This is a genomic window from Paenibacillus sp. FSL L8-0158 (assembly GCF_038592965.1).
Classification (GTDB): Bacteria; Bacillota; Bacilli; order Paenibacillales; family Paenibacillaceae; genus Paenibacillus; species Paenibacillus polymyxa_D.
The window spans coordinates 5432270-5458369 of sequence record NZ_CP151949.1 but is presented as its reverse complement, the minus strand read 5'-3'; the positions used below and the strand labels follow the sequence as shown (position 1 = coordinate 5458369).

Below are 26100 nucleotides of genomic sequence, written 5' to 3'. Positions count from 1 at the left end.
GATGTCCGATTGCATGTAGAGTTAGATTTACAATCAATTCACGTAATCTTCATGATTAAAACCGAATAAAGACTTGAAAAACATCGTCACAGTGTTATAATTAAAACAGGATTTAGATTAAGTCTAAATTAATTGATTAAGATTTATTGGATTGACGCATGGAATTTTGAAGAAAATCAGACACTACTGCTAACGAGCATCCAAGCTTTACACCAACTATATTTGAACGAGAGGGGATTTTAAACATGAGTACATTAAATCATACGAACGCACCTACACAAGAGGCTATTCAAGAATTGCACAAGGCATTGAATCGTCAGGTAGCTACCTGGTCTGTATTGTACACAAAACTGCATTATTTCCACTGGTATGTGAAAGGACCTAAATTCTTCACATTGCATGCTAAATTTGAAGAGCTTTACAATGAAGCAACAGCTAATCTAGATACGATTGCTGAACGATTGTTAGCTATTGGTGGCCGTCCGGCTGCGACCTTGAAGGAGCATTTGCAACTTTCAGCTATTCAAGAGTCCGCAGGTGAGCAGACAGCTGAGGATATGGTGAAGTCCGTTGTTGCTGATTTTAAAACCATCACTGTTGAGCTGGCTAATGGGATGGAAGCAGCGGAAGCGGCACAGGATAAAGCGACAGAGGATCTTCTTAACGGCTTGAGAGAAGCAATGGATAAACATATCTGGATGCTGAGTGCATATTTGGGATAATATATTGGGGTATATTTCCATGTATATGGAGATCAGGTGAACAAGACACACATCCCGTTGGTTCCACTCTGCCACTGGAGTATAATAACGTGAAGGCGTGGAAGACCACAGGCTCTTGAGTCATAGAGCTGCCGGGATGGGGTGTGTGTTATGGAAGTGAAACAACAGCTTTTGCATGAAGCAGAGCAGTTTATATATACGTGTTATGAGGAGCTGGGCCGAAGCCGCGATGAAGCGGAGGCCCGGCTTATTAATATTCGTCACGACATAGAGACTACGGGAACGTATGATCATACGTACGAAGAGCTGGAGCACGGGGCACTCATGGCTTGGCGCAATAGCAATCGTTGCATCGGGCGCTTATTTTGGGACAAGCTTTTGGTCAGGGATGCGCGGGGCGCGTCAGATGCGACGGAAGTATTCAGCGAGCTTTTGGAGCATATACGCATAGGAACGAATGGCGGGAAAATTAAGCCAACGCTTACTGTATTTCGGGCCTCCAAGCCGGGTCAGCCGAATATCCGCATCTGGAACCATCAACTCATTCGTTACGCTGGATATGAAACCGATCAAGGGGTCATCGGGGACCCGATCTCGGTGGATTTTACTAAGGCTTGTAAAGACATGGGCTGGCAAGGAGCGATGACTCCTTTTGACATATTGCCACTGGTTGTGGAAGCAGGCGGGCGGTCTCCCGAGCTATATGATATTCCTAAACATTTGGTAATGGAGGTAGCCATTGAGCATCCAGAAATCTCGGGTTTCGCTTCCTTGGGATTACGTTGGTATGCCGTGCCTATGATTTCGGACATGACGCTGGAGATTGGCGGTATCATCTATACAGCGGCTCCCTTTAACGGCTGGTATATGGGAACAGAAATCGGCGCCCGCAATTTTGCGGATACCTTCCGCTATAATATGTTGCCACAGGTGGCTAAACTGATGGGGCTGGATACGACGAGTGAAACAACGCTTTGGCGTGATCGTGCGCTAGTGGAAATGAATATTGCTGTGCTGCATTCTTTCAAAAAGGCGGGAGTCAGTATTGTCGACCACCATACCGCAGCGGCACAATTCAAGCTGTTTGAGGAACGGGAAGCCAAGGCCGGGCGCGCATTGACAGGCAATTGGACATGGCTGATCCCCCCGCTATCCCCGGCGACAACGCATATTTTTCATAGTTCCTACGATAATCGGCTTGTGAAGCCGAATTTCGGAGTTCAAGAGAAGCCGTATATGTCGAGACAGGCTAATACAGCATCAGATACAGTGCTTCAGCAGAAGCGCCAAGGCTGCCCTTTTCATTCTGGATAAGGATGGGAATGACTTAATGTTGGATTAGGACTCCAGCTTATCCCATGCAACGATAAATAGGGTAGCCAGTGGCCCTATTAATAGGGAGAGCAAAAACCAATTTAGCCCGCTCCGATTTTTGGATTGTGCCAAGCCGGCATTAATCAGGGCAAGTGTTCCCCAGCCTATATAATAATCTTCTGACATGGTATTCTCCTTTGTAAAAAGGTATAATATCGTACTGTGTATGGTATGAACACATCCATGATTTCATGAGTTTAGAGTAAATATAACTTTATATATCCTGGTTTGAGGAGCGAAGCTAAGTTGGAAAGATATCAGGCAGAGCGCATTGTCGCTGAGCTTTTGGAACGGGCTGCTATAGGTGTGACAGTCAAGCTGGAGAAGCGTTTTCCTGGTGGAAGGCTGATTGGGGGCAAATATGCCATGAATGCTCACGCCATTACCATGTATACGGACGTTATCGAAACACAGTGTTTACAGATGTTCGGCAGCGTTGATCGAGTTGAGGAGTATTTTACAGTTGTGCTTGCACATGAGATCGGGCACGCCGCCGATACGGAATTAGTGGACCTCTCCGATGCGTTGGAGCAAGAGAGTGGGATAGGGACCCTGCAACGACTTGCGCTGCAAATTGAAGAAAACGCATGGAATTATGCGCTTAGGCTGGTGCCTGAAATAGAAGCATCGTTTATTTCTGCCGTAATAGACGAGTCCTTGCAGGCCTATCGGGTCCCGATTATGGAGCAGTCTGACATTGCGTAACGAAGATGATCCGAGAGCCGTCAGGCTCTTTTTTTGTTGATGATAACAGACGAGATCGGGTCGGATGATCTAAAGGAGTAGCTTTTTAAGCTGCGACACGCGTCCCTGGGATAGTTCGAGCATTTCGGCTAATTCTTTTTGAGATACATTAGGGTGCTCCTGCATGAGCTGTTTTAGTTTATTCAGGAGATCATTCTGATTTCTGTAACTCCTTCTTTTCTTGGGCTGGACAGGACGTGCTTCACTCAAGTGACTGGAAGGATTATCGCTCTTCAGATTTTCAATACAACTTTTACATATCAGATGATCCCTGAAATAGCTCAAATGATCTACGGCACCACAAAAATAGCAAGAAACCCCCGTATACTTGCGAATCATCAGTCCCTCTGGGGTAATAAAAAAATCGAGGGCATCTCCAATATTAATATTCATAGAATTGCGTAGCTCCTTGGGCAGCACAATGCGGCCCAAATGGTCTAATGGCCGTGTCATTCCTGTGTTCTTCATCATTTTTCCCCTTTCCTGAAATGCGCTTATAGTTGTAGGAATTGTATGTATATATGCTGGAAGTACAAAGCGCTTATATTACAGTTTGTTTTGGTATAACTATGCTGAAAAAAAGCTCCGGCATGACGAACAATTACGTCTGCCGGAGCATTGTACAGCCAATAAATCTAAGATGTCATGTCGAATTACTGTGGGTTGGTTGTCCAAATACCGGCTACTTTTAATTGAACCCGTGGAGGCAGTTTCAATGCGGCTAATGTCAGATCAGCCAAATCCTGCGGTTGAAGCATGCGATCCTCATCACCAATAGGCAATCCTGCGTTTGCCGCCAGCTCTGTATTGACAGTGCTTGGAGTCAGCGCGGTGACGCGAATGTTAGATTTGCGAACTTCCTGCATCAGTGCTTCCGTGAAGCCCATCAAAGCAAATTTGGATGCGCAATATGCCGAACCTGTTGCAAAACCTCGTTCTCCTGCCGTCGAGGAAATATTAATAATGTTTCCGCTCTTTTGTGCCAGCATGCTTGGAAGCACAGCATGTGTGACATAATAGGTTCCCATCAGGTTTACGCGAATAATACGTTCCCACTCTTCGGGGTCCATCTCTGCGACTGTGCCAAAGGTAGCAATGCCTGCATTGTTGATCAAAATATCGACAGCGCCCAGCTCATGTTCCAGTGAAGCTACAGCGGCAGCGGCCTGTGCGCGATCCGATATATCTGCAACAGCACTCACCACTTTCACACCGTATGTACTTCCCAGTGAATCCTGCAGCTTTTGCAGGTCAGTCAATGTGCGTGAAATTAATCCCAGGTTAACGCCTTCCTTAGCTAAAGTTTCGGCAATTGCTTTACCGATTCCTTTACTGGCTCCTGTAATAATAGCTGTTTTATTCTTAAGTTCCATCCAGTCTCCTCCTTATTAATCTATAATGTGGTTGTGCATCTGGGCACATGGTTACATTATACAAGGTTAAACTCATTGAACCAAACTTCGCCTCTGAGAGGCATTCATTTAGAGGTCTCTATTTGGAAATATAAATATCCCCTGAAGTGGTTTCGACCTTAATCACGTTCACACTACCGGGAACAGATTCGGGAGTATTGATATTCCCAGAGTCAGAGCGGACATTATAAACACCTTTAAAATCGGGAGCTTGCTTAATCTTCACGTCACCAGAATCAGCATTCACTTCCAAGTTGGCTACGGCACGTTGTGTAATATTTGTCTCCCCTGAGGTTAGGGAGAGAAGACCATTACCGCTATAATCGCGAATGGTAACATCGCCTGAAGTAAGCTTCAACTCCATATCTGCTGCAAGCTGACTGGCAATAAAATTGCCGGACGTCAAATTTGCGATCAGGTGGGTGCTTTGGAGGTTTGTAATCTCAGCGGTGCCTGAAGTAGCGGTGATGGAAGTATTCTGCACGGAGGCATCCTGAAGTTTTACATTCCCTGAATGTGCATCTACCTGTAGGTCAGTTAGTGTTTCGCCAGAGGGCATCTCTACGGTAATTGTTTGATCCAAATCAGGAGTGATCGAAAGGAATGACAAGGAAGGGGCCGGCTCCGATTGAATGGTAAGCTTACCGTTCTCAATTTGGGCATTATGAATTTGGTCGGCGACTTTTGTCTGAACTTCTCCACTAATGCGTATCGTACCTTGGTCACCAGAGCCAGGAGTAAACAAAATAGAGACATCATCAGAACTGTCCACCTTCAGCTTCTGTAGCTGACCACGTGTAAACGTCCATTCTTTGTTAATCGCAGTTGTTTCCTTCATGACTTGTTGACTCCATGGGGCACCGTAGGCCACCATTCCGGCTACACCGATGACAATGCACAGACCTGCTGCAATAAACCACTTTTTATTCATGTTGTTAGTAAGCTCCCCTCAGGGTAGTCTGATTCCATTTCCAGTATCGTACTGTGCTCTTGACCATAAGGAGTAAGAGATAACGTACTCCAGGCAGCAGCAATAGACCTATACCCGTCAACGTGATAGAGAAAAAGAATTTGGCCGGGTAAAAGGTGCTGTTTAGCACATAATCAGTAACAGCGAGAAGGGGGGCTACAATGAAGCTGATCGATACCACGGCCAATGAAGCCCATACTGCCCATAGGGTAGCCATAATCGGGATGGAGATTAGCAAATTGAGAAACAACAGCCCTAAGAAAGTAAAAATATTGCGTGCGAAGCTGCCCTGGCGAAGCGGAGGAGAAGCGTTCCAGGCTGCATGGGGATCATCCAACGCTTCTCGGGCAATATCCTCTGGGTTACCCAGCTCATGGGCAATCTCACTCTCGCTTTTGCCATTAACCAACCCGTAGTCAAAATGCTGGCTCAAATCACTAAGCAGCTCATTGCGTACCTCTGCAGGGAGAGGAGAAAGACGCTGTTCCACCTCTGTAAGAAACTGTTTTCTATTCATCGGAATTTCCTTCCTCCAGTAGGCTTGCGACATTATGGACAAAATCATTCCATTCCCGCGTAAGTATTCTTGTATAATGACTGCCAGTATCGGTCAGCCGATAATATTTGCGAGGAGGCCCCTCGGTCGATTCCTGTAAATACGTTGTGCAGTATCCTTCTGATACCAGACGGCGAAGCAGTGGATATAGGGCTCCCTCGGCTACTTCAATATGACGGGAGACGGCTTGCGCCAACTCGTAGCCATAACGGTCTTTGCGTCCAATTAGAACTAGAACGCACAGTTCCAGTACCCCTTTTTTGAATTGGATGTTCACATTCACGAGCGGTGCTCCCTTCCTGGATGTTATCAATAATTCATAGGTGTCGTTCGGAATAAGGGAAAGAAACGTGTGTTTGTGCATAATTTGTCACGGGTACTAATTATAGAACAGTAGTCAGGTATAATTTAACATCATGTACTGATTAATGCAAGGTACTAAATTTTTAATAATAAAATATTTGTGTCAAAATGGGCAGAATTCCTTCCTTGGAGGCTTTATTGAGTAGCGAATGTTGTAGAAAAAAGTAATTTTATTTGGGAATTCCTCGAAATATGGCTGGAAGCACAAATAGGATGCCGCTTTAATTTCATTCATTAAAATGATAGATTGTAAAGTATTCAACAGGGTTAAAGATTACTTATTATGAAGAGGTGGATGAAGAATGGACTGGAAACATTGGTATATGGAACTGGAACAGGATGATGAGTCTTGGGATGTATCTGAAGAGATTGTTCTGCGTGGTGTAGTGCAACTTGATTTTTGCGGGCAGCTCTCGGAAGTAGAAGTCGAATTTATCGTGGGAGCCGATTCCGAAGAACAGGCACAGACTATAGAAGAACCTACAGAGCTGCAAAAAAAGACATGGGAGACGTATATGGAATACTCGTCAGCTATCCATCCTCAAGTGTTGGAATCCATACACCATCATTATGCTGGCATCGTGGAAAAGTACCGGAATGCTTACAGTACATGGGGAGAGGACCCGGATGAATATGCGCCTTATGTGGAGCGGCCGGAACAATTGTTGAATCGAATACAGCTTATGTCTATACTGATTTCCGACTCATCTGCAAAGGATGAACTGTATTTGAATTTTAGTTGTTCTTGGGATCGAGAACATGGCTTAGGCGTACATATGAAGCAGATGAAAATGGAGCATATTCAAGGCGCTTATACATTATATGACCTAGAATAAATCCCCTTCCCGGCTTTTAGCAGAAAGGGCCGGAAAGGGGAACATAATATGGTGAAAATGAAGGCTGATTCGAAACGATAAAAAATTAGTTGGATACAGCCAATGCAGCCCGGGCTGCTTGAGCCGCTTGTACCATTTGTCGCAAGGCAGCGACAGATTCCTCCTTGGTACGGGTTTTCAGACCACAATCGGGATTAACCCAGAACAAATCTGATGGCAGTACGCGCAGGGCGCGCTGGATCATACTTAGCATTTCAGATACATCGGGGATGCGCGGACTGTGGATATCATACACGCCCAGACCGATGCCTTTGTCGTATACCTGATCTTCAAAGCTGACAATCAGTTCTCCGTGGCTTCGCGAAGTTTCAATAGATATAACGTCGGCATCCATGTCGGAGATGGACTGAATCATATGCTGAAATTCAGAATAGCACATATGCGTATGGATTTGGGTCGCAGGCTCAACGGTGGCCGTGGTCACAAGGAAGGCTTGAACCGCCCAATCCAGATAGGCTTGCTGTTGTTCTTTTTTCAGCGGAAGCCCTTCACGAATTGCGGGTTCATCGACCTGAATCATGCCGATGCCCGCTTGTTCCAGTGCCTCTACCTCTGCCCGTAATGCCAGAGCCAATTGTAAAGCAACTTGACTGCGCGGAATATCATTACGTTCAAAAGACCAGTTCAAAATGGTCACAGGGCCTGTAAGCATTCCCTTAACAGGCTTGGAGGTTAACGATTGGGCGAATGCCGTTTCTTCCACAGTCATGGGCTGATCGAAGGAAACGTCTCCGTATATAATCGGTGGTTTGACGCAGCGGGAGCCGTAGGACTGTACCCATCCGTTTTGCGTAAAAGCAAAGCCGTTCAGCTTTTCGCCAAAAAATTCAACCATATCGGTCCGCTCAAATTCCCCGTGTACAAGTACGTCAATGCCAATGTCCTCCTGAATATCAATCCATTCCTTGATTTGCTGTTGGATGAACGTCCGGTATTGCTCGGCAGACCATTCTCCTTTGCGATAGTGCAGGCGGGCCTTGCGGATCTCGGCGGTTTGCGGGAAGCTACCAATGGTCGTCGTAGGCAGTGGAGGCAACTTCAGCTTATTTTGCTGAATCTCACGGCGCTCAGCGAAAGGAACGCTGCGTGACAGAGGCTCTTTGGCCAGCAAGTCAGCCAGATCAGCAGCTGTCTGTACGCGTGCCGCTGAGCTGTTGAAACGGGCTACTGCATCTGCACTTTGTCCAAGCTTGGTGAGTGTGGATGGATCGTGTTTGCCAAGTGCAGCCGTCAGGACGGCGATTTCCTCAAGCTTTTCATCGGCAAAGGCCAGCGCTTGCACCAGTTCTCGATCCAGCTTGTGCTCTGCCTCTAGACTAACTGGCACATGCAGGAGACTGGATGATGGCTGCACGATAAGCTGCTCGGCAGTGGTTTGTTCTGCTAACTGACCCAGCAGGGTAGCCACAGCGTTCAGGTCGCTGCGCCATATATTGCGCCCGTCAATGACCCCAGCGCCCAGCGTTTTTCCTTTAGGGAAACCATGCTGCAATATATGCTGAAGATTTTCGCCATCATCATACACAAAATCAAGACCCAGTCCCTGTACCGGAAGTGCGGACAGACGCTCATAATGGTCCAGGCTGCCAAAGTAGGTTTGCAGCATTATATTTAAAGAGGGCGCAGCTTGGGTCAAAGCTTCATAGACTTCCTGAATAATGTCCAGATCCTCTACTGGGAATGAGGTGGTCAGGACAGGTTCATCGATTTGGACCCATTGAACACCTTCTGCTGCTAGTTCAGACAGGACACGGGTGTATAAAGGCAGGAAGGTTCTTATAATAGAAGCAAGCTCCTTACGATCATAGCCTTTGGAAAGGGTAACGAATGAATAGGGGCCGATGAGGACCGGTTTCCCATCAATGCCTAGCTCCTGTTTTGCTTCACGATAAGCCTGTAGTGGTTTATTTTCAGTGAACACCGGGACTGCGTTTGCCAATTCAGGAACGATGTAGTGATAATTGGTATTCATCCATTTGGTCATTTCACTGGCGGTTGCTCCTTTCTGTCCACGAGCGATCCCGAAATACACGGACAGAGGAACCGGACCTGCGGGACGATGGTTGAACCTTTCGGGTACCAGACCGAACATCACAGATGTATCCAGCATGTGATCATAATAGGAGAAGTCTCCGACAGGAATGCGATCAATCCCCTTGTCACGCTGCTTGCTCAGATGCTCCAACCGTAATCTTTTCATCTCCGTTTGCAGTTCGCTTTCGCTAATACTGCCGTTCCAGAAGCGTTCCAGTGCTTTCTTCCATTCCCGGTTTTCGCCGATACGTGGATATCCCAGATTACTGCTAATTAAGCCGGACAATTCAGGCCATTCAATGACGGTCATGTACTTTTCCTCCTAGTGGGTGGCTGTTTTATTTTTACGTACCAAAAAAGGCATTCTTCCCCCCAGAGTTAAAAATAAGTAGGGGAAAGAATGCCTCCGTGATTAAAAAATCAAAAATACGGCGACTGCTCTTAACACCTCCCTATCTTCCGTAGGTACTTGCGATGTTGTTAAAATAGGCAGGTCTCCTGACTTACGGATCATGACTTTCAGCATCCCTTCCCGGTCTGTGGACCAGTGGTTGTATGAACAGCTGAAAGTTCCCCGTTTACAGTGGCGGGACCGTGCCGGATTTGCACCGGCTTCCCTTTTAAGCCTGATCTGAATAGAACAGACACCTATCTCCAAGCTATGCGGTTAAGGTATGACGAATAATTATGCACTCGTATACTTGTTCACCATCATAAGTGAAACTTGCAGGATGCGCAATAGAAACTGCAATGGAATCTGTTAGGGATATGCAAAAAAAAAGACAAGCCTCACCCATGATGGAGACTTGTCCTAGATTAGATATAGCATATGCCGAGTAAGCTTAACTTTAAGCCAATGAAACGGTATAGCCTGCCTGAATGCTGGCTTTCACATCTACTAGACGCTGGTTGCGGCTGCCCCGGAAGGGAAGGGTCAGGTCCTTTTGCTGTTCTACAAAACGACCATCCACAATCACATCGCACAAAAGCGCTAGCTCTTGTCGCTCCTGATCTATGAGTAGATCTTCATAGACAAAGCCAGTGTAAGCCCACACGGTTCGGTCGGGACAGGCCGCACGGAAGTCGCGCACAAATTGCGAGCATTCTGCTGCTGAGAAAAACGGGTCTCCCCCGCAGAGAGTCAGTCCATCCAACAACGGATTATCCATGATGTCACGAATGACTTCCTGTTGTCGTTGGGGTGTGAATGGCTCACCTGCACGGAAGCTCCACGACGCTGGATTAAAGCATCCGGGACAGGCATGACGGCAACCGCTAATGAACACGACGGTGCGCAGGCCGTACCCTTCGTTCAGAGATTCCGGAATGTAGCCACACAAATTCACTTATGTTTCACCCGGTCTCGAACTTCTGCCTGTTTTGCAGCATTAAAGCGAACGGTATAATCCCCTGTCAGATATCCGGTTACCCGACGTAAGCGCTGAAAGTGTGTGTGCTCCTCATCTGTGCCACATTGGGGGCAGCTTGTCCCGATAATCCCTTCATAACCACATTCCGTACAACGATCCACCGGATGGTTGATGGAGAAGTAGCCGATGTTCTGATGCAGCGCGTACTGAACAATTTTAAGAAACGCATCCGGGTTATTCCGCGCATTACCGTCCAGCTCAATGTATGAAATTGCACCAGCGTTGCATAGATTATGGAACGGAGCTTCCAAGCTGATTTTACGAGCAGCCGGAAGCGTGTAATACACGGGAATATGAAAAGAATTCGTGTAATATTCTCGATCATTTACCTCAGGAATAATCCCGAAATCACGTTGATCCAGCAAGGTGAACTTGCCCGACAGACCTTCGGCAGGCGTAGCGAACAATGTAATATTTAAATTGTGATATTCACTCATTCGATCGCAATACACACGCATGGAAGTGATGATTCGCTGTGCCTCGCGGTATACGAAATCATCTTCCCCGTGGTGTTTCCCGTATAGTGCCTTCATGCACTCAGCCAGCCCGATGAACCCGAGCGAAAGCGTACCGTGCTTTAATACGCTCCCCACCTTATCATCTGGCGCCAGTTCTTCTCCACCTTCCCATACTCCTTCGCGCATCATAAAGTCCGAGGCTTTGGCCGGCTGGCTGGTCTGAATTTGATAACGGTGGATTAGGCCATCCACCGCAATGCGCATAACTTCTTCCAGTCTCGCATCAAAGCGATCACGGTCAGGTGTCAGGCGTTTGCCTGTGCAAATACCATACTCAATGCCAAGCCGCACCAGATTAATGGTATTGAAGGAGAGATTTCCCTTGCCACTCTGCCGGTTTCTACCGAAACGGTCAGAAATAGTGCGGGTACGGCAACCCATTGTCGCTATAATGGTATCCGGGTCATCAGCACGATAAAAAGGCAAGTTGAAGGTGGCATCCACATTCACAAAATTGGGATACATCCGTCTGCTAGAGCATTCTACCGCCCGTAAGAACAAATCATAATTGACGTCGCCTTCTGCCTGATTGATTCCCTCTTTGCATTGGAAAATATGCTGTGGAAAAATAGGAGTTTCCCCGCTACCCAAGCCGCGAATCGTGGCCTCCAGCAATGATTGAGTAACAAGCCGTCCCTCAGCAGACGTGCACATTCCATAATTCAGTGAAGTGAATGGAATCTGTCCACCCGCGCGACTGCTCATGGTGTTCAGGTTATGAATGAGCGATTCAGCAGCCTGCCGGGTTTCCGTCTCCGTCTCTTCGCGGGCGAATGCGTATGAACGAGGGCAGACTTCTTGCAAATGGGGATTAGCCATATGTAGTTCATCGTCAGTCAGACTGGACTCTATCTCTTCCTCGAACAGCCGAAGTCCCTTGCGCAGATGCTTGCGGAAGGACCGGGCAACGTATGGGGCAAGGTCCCAATCTATTTTATTGGCGGAGACACCTCCGAATTGGCTATTTTGCTGAGACTGGAATATGATGGCAACTAGTGCCATAGCGGACATAATCGTTTGCGGTGTGCGCACAGAGCCATTGCCTGTATTGAATCCGTCTTGTAGTAACCGGCCAAAAGGGATAAAGATACAATTCGTAGTTCCGAGTGCGTATTGGTCCAAATCGTGAACATATACATACCCGTGGTCGATAGCATCTGTCAGTTCAGGCGGAAGTACCCGCAGGCGCGCATACCATTTGGCATACTCGGACCCAAGCTTGCTCATTTTGCCGCTGAACGATTCTCCATTCAAATTTGCATTCTCCCGCAGCATGTCCAGATCTTGTGCCCCAATGACCCGCTCGCCGATGTCGTATAATTGATGTTCCTCCAGCACTTTCATCGTAAAACCCTCCATATAGTAAAATATATATATTTTTCACAAAAACAACATATTGATGATATCTAGTGATAACCAATTGTTTCGATCTATATATTGTATATACGTATACATCGGGAGTATGTGACTATTGTCACATTGGCAGGAGCGGCCGACACGAAAAAGCCAGGTATAGAGTAAGGGACACATCCGTAGATATGCGCCTTACTCTATACCTGGCAATCGAAGTTGTGACAAAAAAATGAATAGGGTCGTCGGTACATTGTGTATGGTTTTGAGATATAGATTTTAGAAGGTTTAGAGTAGCTTTTTCAACTGGGACACCCGGCCTTGGGAGATATCGAGCATTTCTGCATACACTTTTTGTGGCAGGTTCGGGTGCTCTTGAATTAGCTTGCGAAGCTTTTTTACCATTTCACCTTGCTGCACTCTGGATTGCTTGGGCTGCCACGTCGTGTTGTTTCGGATCGGCTGGGTATGTTCTTGAGCCTGGATAGCATCATTGCTTGTGGCATGCACATTTTCATCGGTCTTTAATAATTGGATGCAATCAGCGCAAATAAAGCTGTCCCGAAAATAAGTTAAGTGATCCACCGCGCCGCAAAATTTGCAGGAGACACCCGTGTATTTTCTTAATACAAATCCTTCTTCATCTACGAAGAATTCAAGCGAATCACCGATATTGATATCCATTGTGGTGCGCATTTCCTTAGGGAGTACAATTCGCCCCAATTGATCCAGAGGCCTTGTCATTCCGGTATTTTTCATTAGCGCTTCCTCCTTCAATGATATATCCTGATTATACCAAAAAATATTATTTTTAGCTTTGTATATTGAAGGTAAAATGCAATTTTTTTTGTCTTTATGCTGCGCCTCTCTTTCATCCAGTATAGGATGTTTTCGGTATTGTTGCCGGGTTACTCCTTTTTAGCTATGATATATAAAACGCTTTCATGTATGCCTTTTCATTATATTCTTAAAGGGGATAAGGAGATGACGGATATGAGTCATGAAACAACGGGTATCGAATATTTATTTCAAGATCCGAAGATTCATCTGGACGAGCGTGTACGGGATCTCGTGTCGCGACTAACCTTGGAGGAAAAGATTGAATCCATGTTGCAATACCAGCCGGCCATTGACCGATTGGGAGTTGCAGCTTACAAGCACGGTACGGAAGCGGCACACGGGATAGCGTGGTTGGGTGAGGCGACTTCATTTCCCCAGCCAGTAGGATTGGCATGTACTTGGGATACGGAATTAATGCGCCAAATCGGCTCTGTTATCGCAGATGAGGCGCGTGTCTACTATCGTCGTGATCCCAAATTAAACGGTCTGACCCTGTGGGCACCTACGGTGGATATGGAGCGTGACCCAAGATGGGGACGCAATGAGGAAGCTTATGGCGAAGACCCATATTTGACGGGAGAACTGTCGAAGGAGTTAGTCAAGGGAATACAGGGGGATCATCCGGTATATTTGAAAGCGGTTGCCACATTGAAACACTTTCTGGGTAACAACAATGAGGTGGACCGGGGAAGCGGCTCCTCCAGTATAGACCCACGAAACCTGCGAGAATATTACCTAAGAGCTTTTGAAAAGCCTTTTACGGAAGGCGGAGCCCAGTCGATGATGACCTCCTACAACCTGATTAATGGAACGCCTGCTACGTTATATCATGGGGTTAACGATATTGTCAGGGACGAATGGGGGATGGACGGCTTTGTCGTAAGTGATGCGGGTGATGTCATGGGGATTGTCAACGATCATCAGTATTACGATTCCCACACGCCAGGTGTGGCCGAATCTATTCGGGCGGGAATTGACAGCATTACAGATGATGCGGAGCTCTCTAAGCGGGCGATTCGAGAAGCTTTGGCGCAAGGATCGCTGCAAGAAGAAGACTTGGATCGGGCATTGTTTCATACGTTCCGTGTCCGTTTTCGGTTGGGGGAATTTGATCCGGCTGCAGACAACCCCTATGCCTCGATCGGAGAGGAAGCTCTCATGACAGAGCAAGCCCGTGAATTGTCGTTGCGTGCGGCGAGGGAGCAGATCGTACTGCTTAAAAATGAGCATGAACTCCTGCCATTGGACCCTGCCCGGTGTGGCAAAGTAGCGGTCATTGGTACGCATGGCAATGAGGTGTACCGCGACTGGTATTCCGGTACGCTGCCCTACCGGGTTACACCGCTGGAGGCGATTCGTACCAAGCTGGAAGGCGAGAACGAGAAGGAACGCGTCGTGTACCGTGATGCCAAGGATCGCGTGACCTTGACGGCGGCGAATGACGGATCGAAGCTCGCAGTTGATTCTTCTGGTGAGATGCGCCTATCCCAGGATGGAGAGCCCACGGTATTGACCATGACGGATTGGGGCTATGGCAGTGTGACGTTACATGATGAGCATCTGGGTACTTACGTGACGAGTGATGAGGAGACGCTCCGTGTGACAGCTGATGAAGCGTATGGCTGGTATGTCAAAGAGGTCTTTGGGCTGACTCCTGTTGGACAAGGAGAGTATCTGTGGACAACATGGAATGGCAAACCAGTCATTGCCGGAACAGAGGGTTCATTAAAGGTAGTGGAGGCTGAAAAATCTGCACTTAACGCTGTAGAGTGTAACGCCTCGACAGCCGCGACAGTTTCAGGACAGAGCCATACAACATTCCAGGTAGAGACGGTGTCAGATGGTTTAGCGGAAGCGATAGCCGCTGCGCAAGCGGCAGATACAGCAATTGTATTTGTTGGAAATCACCCGCTCATCAATGGAAAGGAAGAGAATGACCGCCCAGGCTTGGAACTGGCAGCTTCCCAGCAACGGCTTATCGAGGAAGTGTATCGCGTCAATCCGAATACGATTGTGGTTCTGACGGGTAGCTATCCATTTGCCATCCCTTGGGTTCAGGAGCATATTCCAGCGATCGTATACACGTCTCATGCGGGACAAGAACATGGTGCGGCAATAGCGGATGTGTTATTTGGAGATTACGCGCCAGCGGGGCGTTTGAACATGACCTGGGTTCAGAGCGAGGATCAATTGGGCGACATCAAAGATTACGATATTATTCGCGGTGGTCGTACCTATCAATATTTTGAAGGTGAATCCTTGTATCCATTTGGCCATGGATTGACGTATTCGCCTTTTGAATATAGTGACCTGCGTACAGATGCCCTGAAGGATAGCGTAACATCTAATGCTGCACTGGATGCCGTGGATACGCTCCAGGTGTGGGTAGAGGTGACGAATCGGGGCCTAGCTGCTGGTGAAGAGGTTGTGCAACTCTATGTACGGCCTGGTGCCTCACGAGTAAAGCGACCATTGAAGACATTGTGCGGTTTTCAACGTATTCGCTTAGAGGCAGGTGAGACGCGAACGGTTTCCTTTACGATTCGGATGAAGGATTGGGCGATCTGGGATGTTACGCGGGATTGCTATTGTGTTGAATCGGGTGAATATACACTGCTGGCTGGTGCTTCCTCAGCGGATATCCGATTGGAGCACCCTGTGTACGTTCGAGGCGAAGTCATTCCACCACGCCAAGCCGGACGAAGTATCCGCGCTGAAAACTTCGATGATTGCTCCGACATCGTACTAGATGAAAGCAAGGAGCAAAGGGAGGCCTGTGTACGTCCGCGCACACCTCAACGTTCTGGTTGGATTGCCTTTCATGGCGTAGACATGGATACGGTGAGTGTGGCCGAGCTTCAGTGCCGCGTGTCAGGCAACAGCAGCGATGCCACAATTGAGCTGCGTTTGGATGCACCCGACAGTGAAGCCGTGGCATGTGTGAACGTGGGCAATACAGGAGGGGCGCAAGCATGGGTTACGCTTTCGGAAGCGGTACATTCAGTCTCTGGCATACGTGATGTATATCTGTTGTTGAGCGGGGAAGTGCGGTTAGCTCATTTTATTTTGGGCGATCATGCTACAGAGGATTCCGGCTTTCAGGCTTGAACTTACTTCTGACATCACGTACAATGCATTCAACGAAGTTTCTACAGCTTAGGGGTGTCATCTCATTTGAATAGTGAAAAAAGACTACGCACCGCAACGCCCAGATGGCTTGGGGTGGCGGTAAAGGCGCTTGTCTACTTGGAAAAGCACGGAGAACTCTGTGCCAGCGGTTCTATTGCCCGTTCCATTGACTGCGAAGTCACTTTGGTGCGCAGGGTGCTGACGCGACTTGTACAGGCAGATTTGATTGCAGCACGCGAAGGTCGTGAGGGGGGTTATGTGCTTACCCGTTCGGCCGATCATATTACACTTGCCGATATATACCATGCCATTGAAATATGTGATCCGATTTTCCCGGGTATGATGCATGAACCGGAAACCAATCCTTTTTGTGAGGAGTTGGCGATAGCCGTATCCGAAATTTTAGCCGAGAGCGAACGGCGTATGCTGGAAGTATGGGGGTCCCATACGCTGGCTTCGCTTGCCAATCGTACATCACTCGTGGTGGGGAAATGCAATTATAATGAAGATTCGAAATGATAATAGCCGATACGACTCTCAAGGGAGGGTTGTATCGGCTATTTCTATGAATTGATCATGACTCAAATTATATTTCATATGAGCAAACCCGGTTACGTCCTGCATTTTTAGCTTCATATAGAGCTTTATCTGCCTGCTCCAATAGGGCTGCCCCGGACATATCTTCTCCTGTACCAGGGAAGGTTGTCACGCCGATGGACACGGTGACTTTAAGAATAAGCCCGTCCGCTAAAACAAACTCATACTGATTTACTCCACTAAGAATTTGATTAGCTATGCGTAGTGCTTGCCGAAAAGCACAATTCGGCAAGAGTACGGTGAATTCTTCTCCCCCGCTGCGGGTGACTACATCATTAGGACGACATTTTTCCATTAAAATCTGTCCAAGCTGGCGCAGCACTGCATCTCCTGCCGCATGTCCGTAGGTGTCGTTGACTTCCTTGAAGTGATCAATATCCAACACCAGTACAGATAAGTGCTCATGACGTTGGCGAGCTTGAGGGAGCTTCTCTTCCAATGAGAACTCAAGCTGTCTTCTGTTGCTTAAATTAGTGAGATGGTCTGTGTAGGAGGTATGCTCCAGACGAAGTAACAGCTCATTGGATGTGTTGATAGATTCAGCAATGAGGTACAGAAGACATCCGCCGACCATGGAAATGAAGAATTGGAGCGGATAAACGTGCAGAACATCATCAAGATTTTTCAAATTAATCATAAGGGGACAGAATATAATGCCCAAAGCAAAGACGTTCATAATGATCAGCTTGGGTAAACGTGACCAGGACAGATGTGACAGCAAAGCGCACCCCAGCCCAACGAGCATCATAAAAATAGCGCCTACGATGGCTTGAGCGTTAATACCAAACAGCAATAATCTACCTATACATATAAACAGAGTAGCCGTGAGCGCTGCTGGGCCGCCAATGTACGTTGCAGTAGCTACGATGGCCAGATGACGAAGATCGGCGATCGTATTAAATCCTACTGGAATTGAATAGTACATCATGACAATGCCGTAGCACCCAAAAAGGGCGCCTCCAATCCAATGTATCTTACGCTTCAAGGTGTGCAGACGTATTTTATATCTTTGTGATATGAGGCCGGTTATGTACAAAAAGGTGACAAGGATACAGGTATTTACAAAAAACGTACTGAACAAGATGTTAACCCTCCCGAGAGGCATATTCCTTCATTTTATCAAAAAAACTGACATTAAGCTTGAAATTAAAGAATTTATTGAAATTTATTACGCTGGTGCGCTTATAACGTTTCGTTCACGTATTTGGTGCATAACTGGGAATAGATTGAGCATACTCCAAAGATACAAGAATAAGGAAAAATGGGCGGTATCTATTGCTGTCTTACTGGAGATGAGGTTTGCTCATGATTCGCTATCCCTATCGCAAACATAATAGAAAATCGGGTGTGGATAAGAAGAATGGAAATTCTCCGCGCTATTTAAAAATCGAGGCTTGTTTGGAAACCAACTTGCAGCAAATTAAGGAATTGACGTCAAACAGCCCGGACTTCTTGATTCGCCGTTTTAATGTGGGACTGAAGGCGGATGTTCCCGCCGCTATTGTGTTTCTGGATAGTATGGCTAAAACGGATACGGTGAATGAACTCATCATGAGATCCATGCTTAGCCGCCCATCTGCTGAAGTGGCTGTTGAGGTGGAGAGTGCAGAAGCGCTGTACGCAAGAATACAGAATCATGCGCTTTTACTGGGAGAAGTGAAGGACTGCGATGATTGGAGTTCCATGATGGAACAACTGTTAATGGGGGACACGATCATCTTATTGGAAGGCTGCGAAAAAGCGATTGCGTGCGGTACGCGTGGGGGAGAGACACGCGCGGTCAGCGAGCCAACAACACAGACAGTCGTCAGAGGACCAAAAGATGGATTTGTAGAATCCCTGTTCACGAATATTTCTCTGGTCCGGCGACGGATTAAAAGCTCCGATCTTACACTGGAGATGTTCCAAGTGGGAAGCACGTCCCTCACGAATGTGGCCATGCTGTACATGAAGAATATTGCAAATCCACGCGTCGTAGATGAGGTTCGTAAACGGGTAGAAAGTATCAATATTGACGCCATATTTGAGTCCGGCATGGTTGAGGAGATGATACAAGAAAATCATTTCACACCATTCCCAACGATCTTTAACACGGAAAGACCTGATACCATCAGCAGCAATATTATGGAGGGCCGAGTGGCACTCATTATAGACGGAAATCCGTTTGTATTGGTGATGCCCACAATATTTGCTCAATTCTTCCAGAATTCTTCGGATTATGAAGAGCGTTACGATATGGCGACTGTTGTTCGGCTCATTAGATATATCAGCTTCATTATTCTTATTCTAGGGCCTTCTCTCTACATTGCCTTAACAACATATCATTATGAAATGATACCGACTCCATTGCTGATCAGCATATTGGCTCAGCGGGAATCCGTTCCTTTTCCGGCATTTCTAGAGGCGTTTATATTGGAAATCACCTTTGAGATTTTGCGTGAGGCGGGTATTCGAATGCCGCGTGCGGGTGGTCAAACGGTATCCGTTATAGGAGCGCTTGTGTTGGGTCAAGCGGCCGTGGAAGCCGGAATTGTCACCCCGCTGCTCACGATTGTAGTAGCCCTGACGGGGATAGCCAGTTTCGCAATCCCAGCCTACAACATGGCGGTGGCCGGGAGATTGTGCCGATTTATTTTCATGATACTGTCTGCGTGCATGGGGCTATATGGCATTACATTGGGGCTGATTGCGCTGATTGCTCATATGAACAGTCTGAGTTCTTTCGGGGTGCCCTACATGGCGCCTTTCAGCCCTTTTGTGCTGGAGAGTCAAAAGGATGCCGTATTGCGACTCCCGTTCTGGATGATGAGGAAGCGTCCTAAAAGCATTACATCTAAGAACCAGAAACGAATGAAGGATGGAAGTGGGATTTCCTCTTCTGATAAAACTACACCGATGCAGGAGGGGGGCAATCAGGGTGTATCAGGGGAAGAGGAATGAACAAAGTGCAGTAACTTTTAAGAGGAGAATAGGGGGGCTGTGTTTGGTTTTACTACTGTTCGCTCCATTGTTATCCGGTTGCTGGGATTCTGTGGAGTTAAACCAGAGAGCAGTAGTAGCTGGGATAGGGATTGATTTGGTTGGGGAGTCGGACTATGAGGTTTCCCTACAGGTGATCGTGGCAGATGAAATCGCCGGAGCCAAAGCGAGAGGAGATACTCCTGTCGTTTTGTATCGGGAAAAGGGAAAAAATCTGTTTCAAGCGCTCCGCAGAGCCTCACAAAGGGTTCCGAGGATCATTTCTTTGGCGCATACCAAACTGATCGTTATTGGTGAAAAGCTGGCACGGGCTGGAATCGGCGATATGATGGATTCTTTGGAAAGGTCTACAGAAATCCGGCTGCCGGTGAAAATGCTGGTGGCACGCGGTAATACTGGGAAGGATGTACTGGCAATCATGACCGCGATCGGCCGTATTCCCGCCAATGATATTTCAGGAAAGCTGGAAACATCGGAGCGTTTGTATGCCGGGGATTACGCGGTGACTATCGACGATGTGATTCGCAGCATGTCTCATAAGGGTGGCGGTCCTGTGCTGACGGGCATAGGAGTCAATGGGAATTTGGAGCAGGCCGCAAGCAAGAACAATGTGGACAATATTTTACCGAAAGCCATTGTTCATATTAACGGAATGGGGGTGTTCAAAAAGGATCGGCTTGTCCACTGGTTGGAAGATGACCAGGCCATTGGACTGTCTATGATAAACAACAAGGTGAAAAGTGCCCAAACAACACTGAGCTGCGGTAAGAGTAGGGAAACCATTGGCATCGAAACCTTGTTTTCTGCAACCAATATACACACTCGGATGGAGCAAGGAGAGCCTATTTTTGTGATTAACTTAAAACAGACCGGGGCAGTACAGGAAGCCGAGTGCTCGATTAACTTACAAAGTCCGGAGGCGATGAAAAGACTGCAGGAGCAATGGACAGAGGAGACGAAAAAAGTGATCGCTTCAACAGTCAGGGATGTTCAGCGTACCCGTAGCGATGTAATAGGCTTTGGCCTTGCGCTGGAGAGGAGCTATCCCAAACAATGGAAAAGGCTCTCTTCCGATTGGAGCCGTTATTTTGCGGAAAGTACCGTCCGTATTCAAGTGACTTCTGTACTGAAACACACTCAGTCGCGGACTAACCCATATTCCAAGGGTGAATCAGACTAGTGAAAAATAGAACAAGGAGGGAAGGCCATGAAAAAAAGGGTACAGATAGGTGCAAAAGAGATGATCTCTCTTATGGTGTTGTTTGAGATGGGCACATCCATGATGTCTATTCCCGGAAGGAATGCGGGCAAGGATGCATGGATCGCCATCCTCATTTCAGCGATTTTTGGGGCATTGCTTTTTGTATGCTATGGCAGCCTTCACCAACGCTTTCCCAACTTGCTAATGACACAGTACTGCAGGACCCTTTTGGGCAAGAAAGCAGGGAGTGCGCTTGCTTTTTTATATATCGTGTTTTTTCTTTACGGCGGAGCACGGGATCTTCGGGACACGGGGATCCTGATTGCCGACCGGACACTTCAGCATACGCCGTTGACAGTCATTTGTGCCTTAATGATTGGACTTGTAATGTATGTGGTGTATTTGGGAATCGAGGTTGCAGGCCGGACGGCCATCATCATGTTAATTTTGCTGCTACTGCTGGGCCTGGCTACGAATATATTAGTTTTGTTGGCAGGCATTGTAGATGTGGGCAATATACTGCCCATAGCCGAGCATGGCTGGCAGCCGATATGGCAAGTTGTTTATTCGCAAGCTGTGATGCTACCGTACGGCGAGATGGTTACGTTTGCGATGATTCTCCCCACATTAAAAAAAGGCTATCGTGCCAATGGGGTAGGGGTCTCTGCTATATTGCTGGGAGGGCTGCTCCTGTCTATTGTTACACTGTCCAATGTGCTTGCACTGGGGGAGGATGTGTTCAAACGGGCGACTTACCCGCTGCTCTCGATGATTAGCAAGGTCGAAATATCTGATTTTATCGACAGAGTCGATGTCATCGGCGTTATGAGCGTTATTATCTTTGATTTTTTTAAAATTTTCATCTTCTATTATGCCGCGGTTAAAGCCGCAGAGGATGTATTGAGAATGTCTTACCATAAACTGATTCTGCCATTTGGGCTGATCATGTTAGTCTCTTGTGTATTGATGGCACTGAGCTATCAAGATCACCTTCAAACAGGCGAGTTAGTGCTGAAATGGCTGTTTCCGATATTTGCCGTGTTTTTTCCTATCTTGCTGCTAATCGTGTCGGCGCTGAGAAAGTCCCGGAATAAGAAAGGAGAAGAAAATGTCTCATGAGTCATCGTCTTGCCGACAAAAAACACATCAGTACCGATCAAATGCTCATTTTGATGTTCCATTTTATTCTGGGAAATGCGGGTTCTTTTTCTGATGACTCTCTTGCGGAGAGGCAGAGGAGGAAGTAGAAACTTTGAGGAAACGTGACCATTGTGAGAAAAGGAAGCGAAATGCGTTTCCTATTTGCTTTTTGCCCACATTTATAAAGAACACTATAAGCATTCCTGCCAGAACGATATATTCTGATGGTCGCATAGTGCGAAAAGCCAATGAAATAGGCTCCCAAGGATGATGAACACCGAAAAGCCATTTTATTGATATACTTGTTCCGAGCATCAGCAGCATAAAGAGCGTAAATATCCACACTATCTTCATAAAATATCCCTCCGATTATAAATAAGCTAAGCATGTACTCCTGTATACATTGTGTTGCAAAGCCGTTCAATTTATCCGATACCATTGACTTGAAATAAATTAAGATTTATACTTATTCTAAATTGATCTTTAATATGATTGTAAGTTTGTAATTAATATAATCTGCGTTGGTTAAGGGAGATGCGGTATGAGAACTTTAAATTTAACTTCGCAGCGCCAAGCGGTATATGATGTGGTTCGTGAAGCTCACGATCATCCTACTGCGGCCGATGTTATGAATCGGTTGATGGAGCGCGGATATAATCTGGCCTATGGAACGGTATATAATTCATTGCGTTATTTGACGGATAAGGAATTAATCCGTGAATTGAAGCTGGGGGAAGCTGCGAGTCGCTATGACGGACGGATGGACGATCATCAGCATATTATTTGTCAGGTATGCGGACGAGTAGATGAAGTGATGAGTGAAGTCCCACATGATTGGATTGACACGGTTGCGCATGAAACGGGGTATAATATTGCCCATGCCCATGTCGTATTCGGAGGAGTGTGTAAGGAATGTCAAAGCAAGCGAATCAGATAACGAATCGTTTCAAAGTGGCTGACATGCCTAGACGGGTGAAGGGCAGTTGGACATCGATGTTAGCTGCTCCCTCTACACCTACGGTGCAGACCGTTCCTTCCAATGAGCCTTTGTATTGTCCAACTACACGTCGTATCATTCTGATCAGTTCGGTACCGGGTGTAGTTCACGGGTTGGTGCGTACGCTGTCAGATGCATGTTTTGATGTGATGGTTTTCCATCGCTGGGAGCCTGAAGTGCAGCGTCATCTGGGAAGCGATCTGTTGATTTACGATTTGACCGCCACCGAACCACAGAGTGAATTACTGGATATCCGCAATCGTCTTGAGGTAGAACATATGAAAGACACACCGGTTATGTATGTGGTTCAGGATCGGGTGTCTGTACATGCGCATGAGCTGCTTCCTTCAGAAGAGGTGCTGGTGTGGCCGCTGGCTTCCAATCACATGGTGCATGACATTGAACGGATGATCGTACGCCATCCTGCCACTTCCCGTCAGGCAGCGCAAGCCAGCCGTCGTACGGTATTCAAGGACATCTGGATTGACCGGGATAAAATGCTGGTATATAAAGAAGAGAGTCAATTGAATCTGACTAAAACAGAATACGATTTGCTGCTGAAGCTGATTGATGCTCAAGGCAAAGTGATCTCCCGCGAGCAAATGATGCACGATATCTGGGAGACGGATTTTGTAGGCGGCAGTAACGTTGTAGATGTGCATGTCAAAAGTTTGCGTAAGAAGCTGGACGATCGGCCTGCGGAACCTGAATATATTGCAACCGTAAGAGGTGTAGGATACAGATTGGCAGATTGAGCTGAAAGTTATGAATACCGATGAATTTCCGCCGGATGGAGACATTCGGCGGTTTGTATATGATTCCATGAAGAAACTGACATTAGGTGTGACGGTTGACTTTGTCAGGATATATACACTACAATCGGTAGTGTGAGGTGCTTCTTATGAAACGACTGAATTTTAAAGCTGGCGAAACCGGGCTTAACCGATTTTTCGGACCTCTGGAAGCCAAAATTATGGATATTTTATGGTCCACTTCGGATCGGAGTATCAAAGAAGTGCAGACCGCGTTGGAGGGGGATCGGGACTTTAACTTCAATACGGTAATGACCGTGATGAACCGTTTAGTGGAAAAGGGAATACTGAGTAAGAGTATACGTGGGAGAACGTCTTTATATCGTCCAGTTTTAAGCAGGGAAGAGTTCATGGATGAGCAATCCAAGGGACTGAGTCACGAATTGGTGGACGAATTTGGTCCGCTTGCTGTCAATCATATGATTGATGCTCTTGAGGTGGCCGATCCGAAGTTAATCGAACGTCTGGAACAAAAAATTAAACAATGGAAAAAGGATATGTAGCGATGTGGAAAACACGTTCTAAATTACTGTTTACAGCAGGCGCCTTGATTTCGGGTTTCGCCCTTATACAGATGGGTATGTACGCCGGGCAGCATGTTTTCGGCTGGAAATTGAATTATAACGTGTTTCAAATTTGCAGAAGTTTGTTGCAGCATTACGGAATCGGCTACATGGTGGATGCGCTCAGCGGGCTGGTTTTCGTTACCTTCGCTATCGCCGGAGGAGAAGCAGTCAGACAGTGTATGGCTACCAGGGCAGCTTTTCGCAGACTGCACCGAATGCGTGACCTGCCGCTGACCGAAGCACTGGGTGAGCGATATGGTGAACTCGGGACCGATCGGATATGGGTCATTGATTATGCCAAGCCAGCCGCCTTCACCATGGGATTATGGAAGCCACGTATTGTATTGTCCTCTGCACTATTGTCCGTACTGGACAAGCACGAGGAAGAGGCTGTCATATACCATGAAGCCTATCATATGAAACATTATGATCCGTTGAAGACCTGGTTGCTGCAAGTGTGTGCTAAACAGCTGTTTTACTTGCCGGTGCTGCGTCACATTACCCATCATTATAAGACGGCCCGTGAAATTTTGGCTGATAATGAAGCGATTCATCGAGCGGGTTCACCAGTTGGGATTGGGAGCGCATTGCTCAAGCTTCTGAGTATGACGCCTGCCAATACTCGCCTGGTAAACTCCGCCGCTTGTTCCTCGTTTGCAGAAACGTCCATTAACTATCGTATCTCACGTATTTTAGACCCTCAGCAAGAACCTGTCATTCGGATGCCTTGGCGTTCGATTATGTTTTCCAGCTATGTGCTAGTGATGCTGACACTTATGTTCGCACTGGCGCTAATCTAAGTTTGGCAAGATGTTTCCTACAGGTGGCGCTTTTTGCGCTACCGGTTCTCAATGTGTAATGCACTACACTGTGTAGTTTATTGCAGAATTTTTATACAATTTAAAAGGAGATGAGCAAATGAATCAAACGCTTATGAATATTGGATTATTGTTGGTACGAATTTTTACAGGGGTTATTTTTATCGTTCACGGTGCACAAAAGTTTCAGGGACTAGGCGGAACCTCCGGCTTCTTCCAAAGTATCGGACTCCCTGGCTGGATGGCTCCTGTGGTCGCTACGGTTGAGCTGGTTGGGGGTATTGCACTGGTTCTGGGTATCGGAACACGACTGGCTGGGGCGGCATTGACCATCGTTATGATCGGTGTATTGCTAACTGCTAAAAAAGGACAGCCTTTTGGCTCGATTGAATTTGATCTGCTGATTCTGTTCACCAGTCTTCAGCAAGCGCTTGTCGGTGGACGTTTTCTGGCAGTGGATCAGTTATTTGGCCGTAAAAAGGCTGAAAACAGTAACGTACAGGTCTAAATATTCATATAACCGCGTCCTTAGTCTCATAGGGCGCGGTTTTTGTTTTTCTCCTTTGTGAAATTTTATTGTAAATCATTTGTTACTTTCAACCGATATAACTAACACTGAATGTAATTCAAATATATCGTTTTATGAGCAAAG

At 46.9% G+C, this 26100-nt stretch carries 26 protein-coding genes and 1 riboswitch; of the genes, 14 read left to right on the top strand and 12 right to left on the bottom strand.

The genetic code is table 11. The features are described from left to right. Window positions 1–245 precede the first annotated feature (245 nt). Window positions 246–722, top strand: a complete 477-nt coding sequence (locus NSQ68_RS24180; RefSeq protein ID WP_039271713.1) for a Dps family protein — start codon at window positions 246–248, stop codon at window positions 720–722. A gap of 150 nt (window positions 723–872) precedes the next feature. Then, entirely contained in the window at window positions 873–2036 is a 1164-nt protein-coding gene (locus NSQ68_RS24175) for a nitric oxide synthase oxygenase (protein ID WP_342427406.1), read from the top strand. 24 nt (window positions 2037–2060) lie between these two features. Here the strand turns inward: NSQ68_RS24175 and NSQ68_RS24170 are convergent, their stop codons facing one another. Further along, window positions 2061–2222: a hypothetical protein gene (locus tag NSQ68_RS24170; protein ID WP_013312451.1), complete on the bottom strand. Its 162-nt coding sequence runs from the start codon at window positions 2220–2222 to the stop codon at window positions 2061–2063. 120 nt (window positions 2223–2342) lie between these two features. Between NSQ68_RS24170 and NSQ68_RS24165 the strand changes: the two genes are divergently transcribed. Next, window positions 2343–2801, top strand: a complete 459-nt coding sequence (locus tag NSQ68_RS24165; protein ID WP_342427405.1) for a hypothetical protein — start codon at window positions 2343–2345, stop codon at window positions 2799–2801. A 69-nt stretch (window positions 2802–2870) separates the two neighbouring features. Here the strand turns inward: NSQ68_RS24165 and NSQ68_RS24160 are convergent, their stop codons facing one another. The 5 genes from NSQ68_RS24160 to NSQ68_RS24140 all read right to left on the bottom strand — a co-directional run bounded on the left by NSQ68_RS24160 (window position 2871) and on the right by NSQ68_RS24140 (window position 6061). Continuing rightward, on the bottom strand, window positions 2871–3308 hold the full coding sequence (locus tag NSQ68_RS24160) for an AbrB/MazE/SpoVT family DNA-binding domain-containing protein (protein ID WP_029518622.1): 438 nt from the start codon (window positions 3306–3308) through the stop codon (window positions 2871–2873). A 185-nt stretch (window positions 3309–3493) separates the two neighbouring features. Beyond that, window positions 3494–4213, bottom strand: a complete 720-nt coding sequence (locus tag NSQ68_RS24155; protein WP_307351193.1) for a 3-ketoacyl-ACP reductase — start codon at window positions 4211–4213, stop codon at window positions 3494–3496. Between the two features lie 118 nt (window positions 4214–4331). Further along, window positions 4332–5183 carry a DUF4097 family beta strand repeat-containing protein gene (locus NSQ68_RS24150; protein WP_342427404.1) on the bottom strand — a complete coding sequence of 284 codons (852 nt, stop codon included), beginning with the start codon at window positions 5181–5183 and terminating at the stop codon, window positions 4332–4334. A gap of 4 nt (window positions 5184–5187) precedes the next feature. Next, window positions 5188–5739 (bottom strand): DUF1700 domain-containing protein, encoded by a 552-nt coding sequence (locus NSQ68_RS24145; RefSeq protein WP_342427403.1) that lies wholly within the window; start codon window positions 5737–5739, stop codon window positions 5188–5190. Then, window positions 5732–6061 carry a PadR family transcriptional regulator gene (locus NSQ68_RS24140; RefSeq protein ID WP_029518618.1) on the bottom strand — a complete coding sequence of 110 codons (330 nt, stop codon included), beginning with the start codon at window positions 6059–6061 and terminating at the stop codon, window positions 5732–5734. The genes NSQ68_RS24145 and NSQ68_RS24140 overlap by 8 nt, the downstream gene beginning before the upstream one ends. A gap of 382 nt (window positions 6062–6443) precedes the next feature. Here NSQ68_RS24140 and NSQ68_RS24135 point away from each other — a divergent pair, with 382 nt between their 5' ends. Next, window positions 6444–6977, top strand: a complete 534-nt coding sequence (locus tag NSQ68_RS24135; RefSeq protein WP_342427402.1) for a hypothetical protein — start codon at window positions 6444–6446, stop codon at window positions 6975–6977. Between the two features lie 85 nt (window positions 6978–7062). Here the strand turns inward: NSQ68_RS24135 and metE are convergent, their stop codons facing one another. From metE to NSQ68_RS24115, 4 genes are all read right to left on the bottom strand, one after another. Then, a complete protein-coding gene (gene metE, locus NSQ68_RS24130) occupies window positions 7063–9381 on the bottom strand; it encodes a 5-methyltetrahydropteroyltriglutamate--homocysteine S-methyltransferase (RefSeq protein WP_342427401.1) in 2319 nt (772 codons plus the stop codon). 160 nt (window positions 9382–9541) lie between these two features. Then, window positions 9542–9738, bottom strand: a riboswitch (cobalamin riboswitch). A gap of 181 nt (window positions 9739–9919) precedes the next feature. Beyond that, a complete protein-coding gene (gene nrdG, locus NSQ68_RS24125; protein ID WP_342427400.1) occupies window positions 9920–10417 on the bottom strand; it encodes an anaerobic ribonucleoside-triphosphate reductase activating protein in 498 nt (165 codons plus the stop codon). Beyond that, a complete protein-coding gene (locus NSQ68_RS24120) occupies window positions 10414–12363 on the bottom strand; it encodes an anaerobic ribonucleoside triphosphate reductase (protein ID WP_342427399.1) in 1950 nt (649 codons plus the stop codon). Before NSQ68_RS24120 ends, nrdG begins: the two co-directional genes overlap by 4 nt. A gap of 294 nt (window positions 12364–12657) precedes the next feature. Then, the gene (locus tag NSQ68_RS24115) at window positions 12658–13128 is read right to left on the bottom strand and encodes an AbrB/MazE/SpoVT family DNA-binding domain-containing protein (protein ID WP_307351208.1); all 471 of its coding nucleotides are present in this window, start codon (window positions 13126–13128) and stop codon (window positions 12658–12660) included. 234 nt (window positions 13129–13362) lie between these two features. Between NSQ68_RS24115 and NSQ68_RS24110 the strand changes: the two genes are divergently transcribed. Beyond that, window positions 13363–16317 carry a glycoside hydrolase family 3 C-terminal domain-containing protein gene (locus tag NSQ68_RS24110; protein ID WP_342427398.1) on the top strand — a complete coding sequence of 985 codons (2955 nt, stop codon included), beginning with the start codon at window positions 13363–13365 and terminating at the stop codon, window positions 16315–16317. A gap of 66 nt (window positions 16318–16383) precedes the next feature. Continuing rightward, complete coding sequence (locus NSQ68_RS24105) at window positions 16384–16857, top strand: Rrf2 family transcriptional regulator (RefSeq protein WP_307351212.1); 474 nt, start codon at window positions 16384–16386, stop codon at window positions 16855–16857. Between the two features lie 67 nt (window positions 16858–16924). On the opposite strand, the gene NSQ68_RS24100 is transcribed toward NSQ68_RS24105, so the two are convergent. After that, window positions 16925–18016, bottom strand: a complete 1092-nt coding sequence (locus tag NSQ68_RS24100; protein ID WP_342427397.1) for a diguanylate cyclase — start codon at window positions 18014–18016, stop codon at window positions 16925–16927. Window positions 18017–18240: 224 nt separating this feature from the next. Here NSQ68_RS24100 and NSQ68_RS24095 point away from each other — a divergent pair, with 224 nt between their 5' ends. Genes NSQ68_RS24095 through NSQ68_RS24085 form a run of 3 tightly spaced genes read left to right on the top strand, consistent with a single transcriptional unit; the run spans window position 18241 to window position 22234 of the window. Next, on the top strand, window positions 18241–19875 hold the full coding sequence (locus NSQ68_RS24095; protein ID WP_342427396.1) for a spore germination protein: 1635 nt from the start codon (window positions 18241–18243) through the stop codon (window positions 19873–19875). A 43-nt stretch (window positions 19876–19918) separates the two neighbouring features. After that, complete coding sequence (locus tag NSQ68_RS24090) at window positions 19919–21094, top strand: Ger(x)C family spore germination protein (protein ID WP_342427395.1); 1176 nt, start codon at window positions 19919–19921, stop codon at window positions 21092–21094. A 27-nt stretch (window positions 21095–21121) separates the two neighbouring features. Continuing rightward, complete coding sequence (locus NSQ68_RS24085; protein WP_307351220.1) at window positions 21122–22234, top strand: GerAB/ArcD/ProY family transporter; 1113 nt, start codon at window positions 21122–21124, stop codon at window positions 22232–22234. Between the two features lie 63 nt (window positions 22235–22297). On the opposite strand, the gene NSQ68_RS24080 is transcribed toward NSQ68_RS24085, so the two are convergent. Continuing rightward, window positions 22298–22609 carry a hypothetical protein gene (locus NSQ68_RS24080; protein ID WP_341071333.1) on the bottom strand — a complete coding sequence of 104 codons (312 nt, stop codon included), beginning with the start codon at window positions 22607–22609 and terminating at the stop codon, window positions 22298–22300. Between the two features lie 187 nt (window positions 22610–22796). Here NSQ68_RS24080 and NSQ68_RS24075 point away from each other — a divergent pair, with 187 nt between their 5' ends. The 5 genes from NSQ68_RS24075 (at window position 22797) to NSQ68_RS24055 (ending at window position 25956) form a co-directional block, all read left to right on the top strand. Continuing rightward, window positions 22797–23192, top strand: coding sequence for a transcriptional repressor (locus NSQ68_RS24075; RefSeq protein WP_023990809.1), 396 nt, complete (start codon window positions 22797–22799; stop codon window positions 23190–23192). Then, entirely contained in the window at window positions 23168–24007 is an 840-nt protein-coding gene (locus NSQ68_RS24070) for a response regulator transcription factor (protein WP_025720336.1), read from the top strand. Before NSQ68_RS24075 ends, NSQ68_RS24070 begins: the two co-directional genes overlap by 25 nt. Window positions 24008–24153: 146 nt before the next feature. Then, a complete protein-coding gene (locus NSQ68_RS24065) occupies window positions 24154–24567 on the top strand; it encodes a BlaI/MecI/CopY family transcriptional regulator (protein WP_013312429.1) in 414 nt (137 codons plus the stop codon). A 2-nt stretch (window positions 24568–24569) separates the two neighbouring features. Then, a complete protein-coding gene (locus tag NSQ68_RS24060) occupies window positions 24570–25430 on the top strand; it encodes a M56 family metallopeptidase (RefSeq protein WP_307351229.1) in 861 nt (286 codons plus the stop codon). Window positions 25431–25548: 118 nt separating this feature from the next. Beyond that, window positions 25549–25956 (top strand): DoxX family protein, encoded by a 408-nt coding sequence (locus tag NSQ68_RS24055; RefSeq protein ID WP_342427394.1) that lies wholly within the window; start codon window positions 25549–25551, stop codon window positions 25954–25956. Window positions 25957–26100: the final 144 nt, after the last annotated feature.

Coding starts and splice junctions, on each gene's coding strand:
- NSQ68_RS24180 (WP_039271713.1), top strand. CDS start 246: ATGAGTACATTAAATCATACGAACGCACCTACACAAGAGGCTATTCAA.
- NSQ68_RS24175 (WP_342427406.1), top strand. CDS start 873: ATGGAAGTGAAACAACAGCTTTTGCATGAAGCAGAGCAGTTTATATAT.
- NSQ68_RS24170 (WP_013312451.1), bottom strand. CDS start 2,222: ATGTCAGAAGATTATTATATAGGCTGGGGAACACTTGCCCTGATTAAT.
- NSQ68_RS24160 (WP_029518622.1), bottom strand. CDS start 3,308: ATGAAGAACACAGGAATGACACGGCCATTAGACCATTTGGGCCGCATT.
- NSQ68_RS24155 (WP_307351193.1), bottom strand. CDS start 4,213: ATGGAACTTAAGAATAAAACAGCTATTATTACAGGAGCCAGTAAAGGA.
- NSQ68_RS24150 (WP_342427404.1), bottom strand. CDS start 5,183: ATGAATAAAAAGTGGTTTATTGCAGCAGGTCTGTGCATTGTCATCGGT.
- NSQ68_RS24145 (WP_342427403.1), bottom strand. CDS start 5,739: ATGAATAGAAAACAGTTTCTTACAGAGGTGGAACAGCGTCTTTCTCCT.
- NSQ68_RS24135 (WP_342427402.1), top strand. CDS start 6,444: ATGGACTGGAAACATTGGTATATGGAACTGGAACAGGATGATGAGTCT.
- metE (WP_342427401.1), bottom strand. CDS start 9,381: ATGACCGTCATTGAATGGCCTGAATTGTCCGGCTTAATTAGCAGTAAT.
- NSQ68_RS24120 (WP_342427399.1), bottom strand. CDS start 12,363: ATGAAAGTGCTGGAGGAACATCAATTATACGACATCGGCGAGCGGGTC.
- NSQ68_RS24115 (WP_307351208.1), bottom strand. CDS start 13,128: ATGAAAAATACCGGAATGACAAGGCCTCTGGATCAATTGGGGCGAATT.
- NSQ68_RS24110 (WP_342427398.1), top strand. CDS start 13,363: ATGAGTCATGAAACAACGGGTATCGAATATTTATTTCAAGATCCGAAG.
- NSQ68_RS24095 (WP_342427396.1), top strand. CDS start 18,241: ATGATTCGCTATCCCTATCGCAAACATAATAGAAAATCGGGTGTGGAT.
- NSQ68_RS24085 (WP_307351220.1), top strand. CDS start 21,122: ATGAAAAAAAGGGTACAGATAGGTGCAAAAGAGATGATCTCTCTTATG.
- NSQ68_RS24080 (WP_341071333.1), bottom strand. CDS start 22,609: ATGAAGATAGTGTGGATATTTACGCTCTTTATGCTGCTGATGCTCGGA.
- NSQ68_RS24075 (WP_023990809.1), top strand. CDS start 22,797: ATGAGAACTTTAAATTTAACTTCGCAGCGCCAAGCGGTATATGATGTG.
- NSQ68_RS24070 (WP_025720336.1), top strand. CDS start 23,168: ATGTCAAAGCAAGCGAATCAGATAACGAATCGTTTCAAAGTGGCTGAC.
- NSQ68_RS24065 (WP_013312429.1), top strand. CDS start 24,154: ATGAAACGACTGAATTTTAAAGCTGGCGAAACCGGGCTTAACCGATTT.
- NSQ68_RS24060 (WP_307351229.1), top strand. CDS start 24,570: ATGTGGAAAACACGTTCTAAATTACTGTTTACAGCAGGCGCCTTGATT.
- NSQ68_RS24055 (WP_342427394.1), top strand. CDS start 25,549: ATGAATCAAACGCTTATGAATATTGGATTATTGTTGGTACGAATTTTT.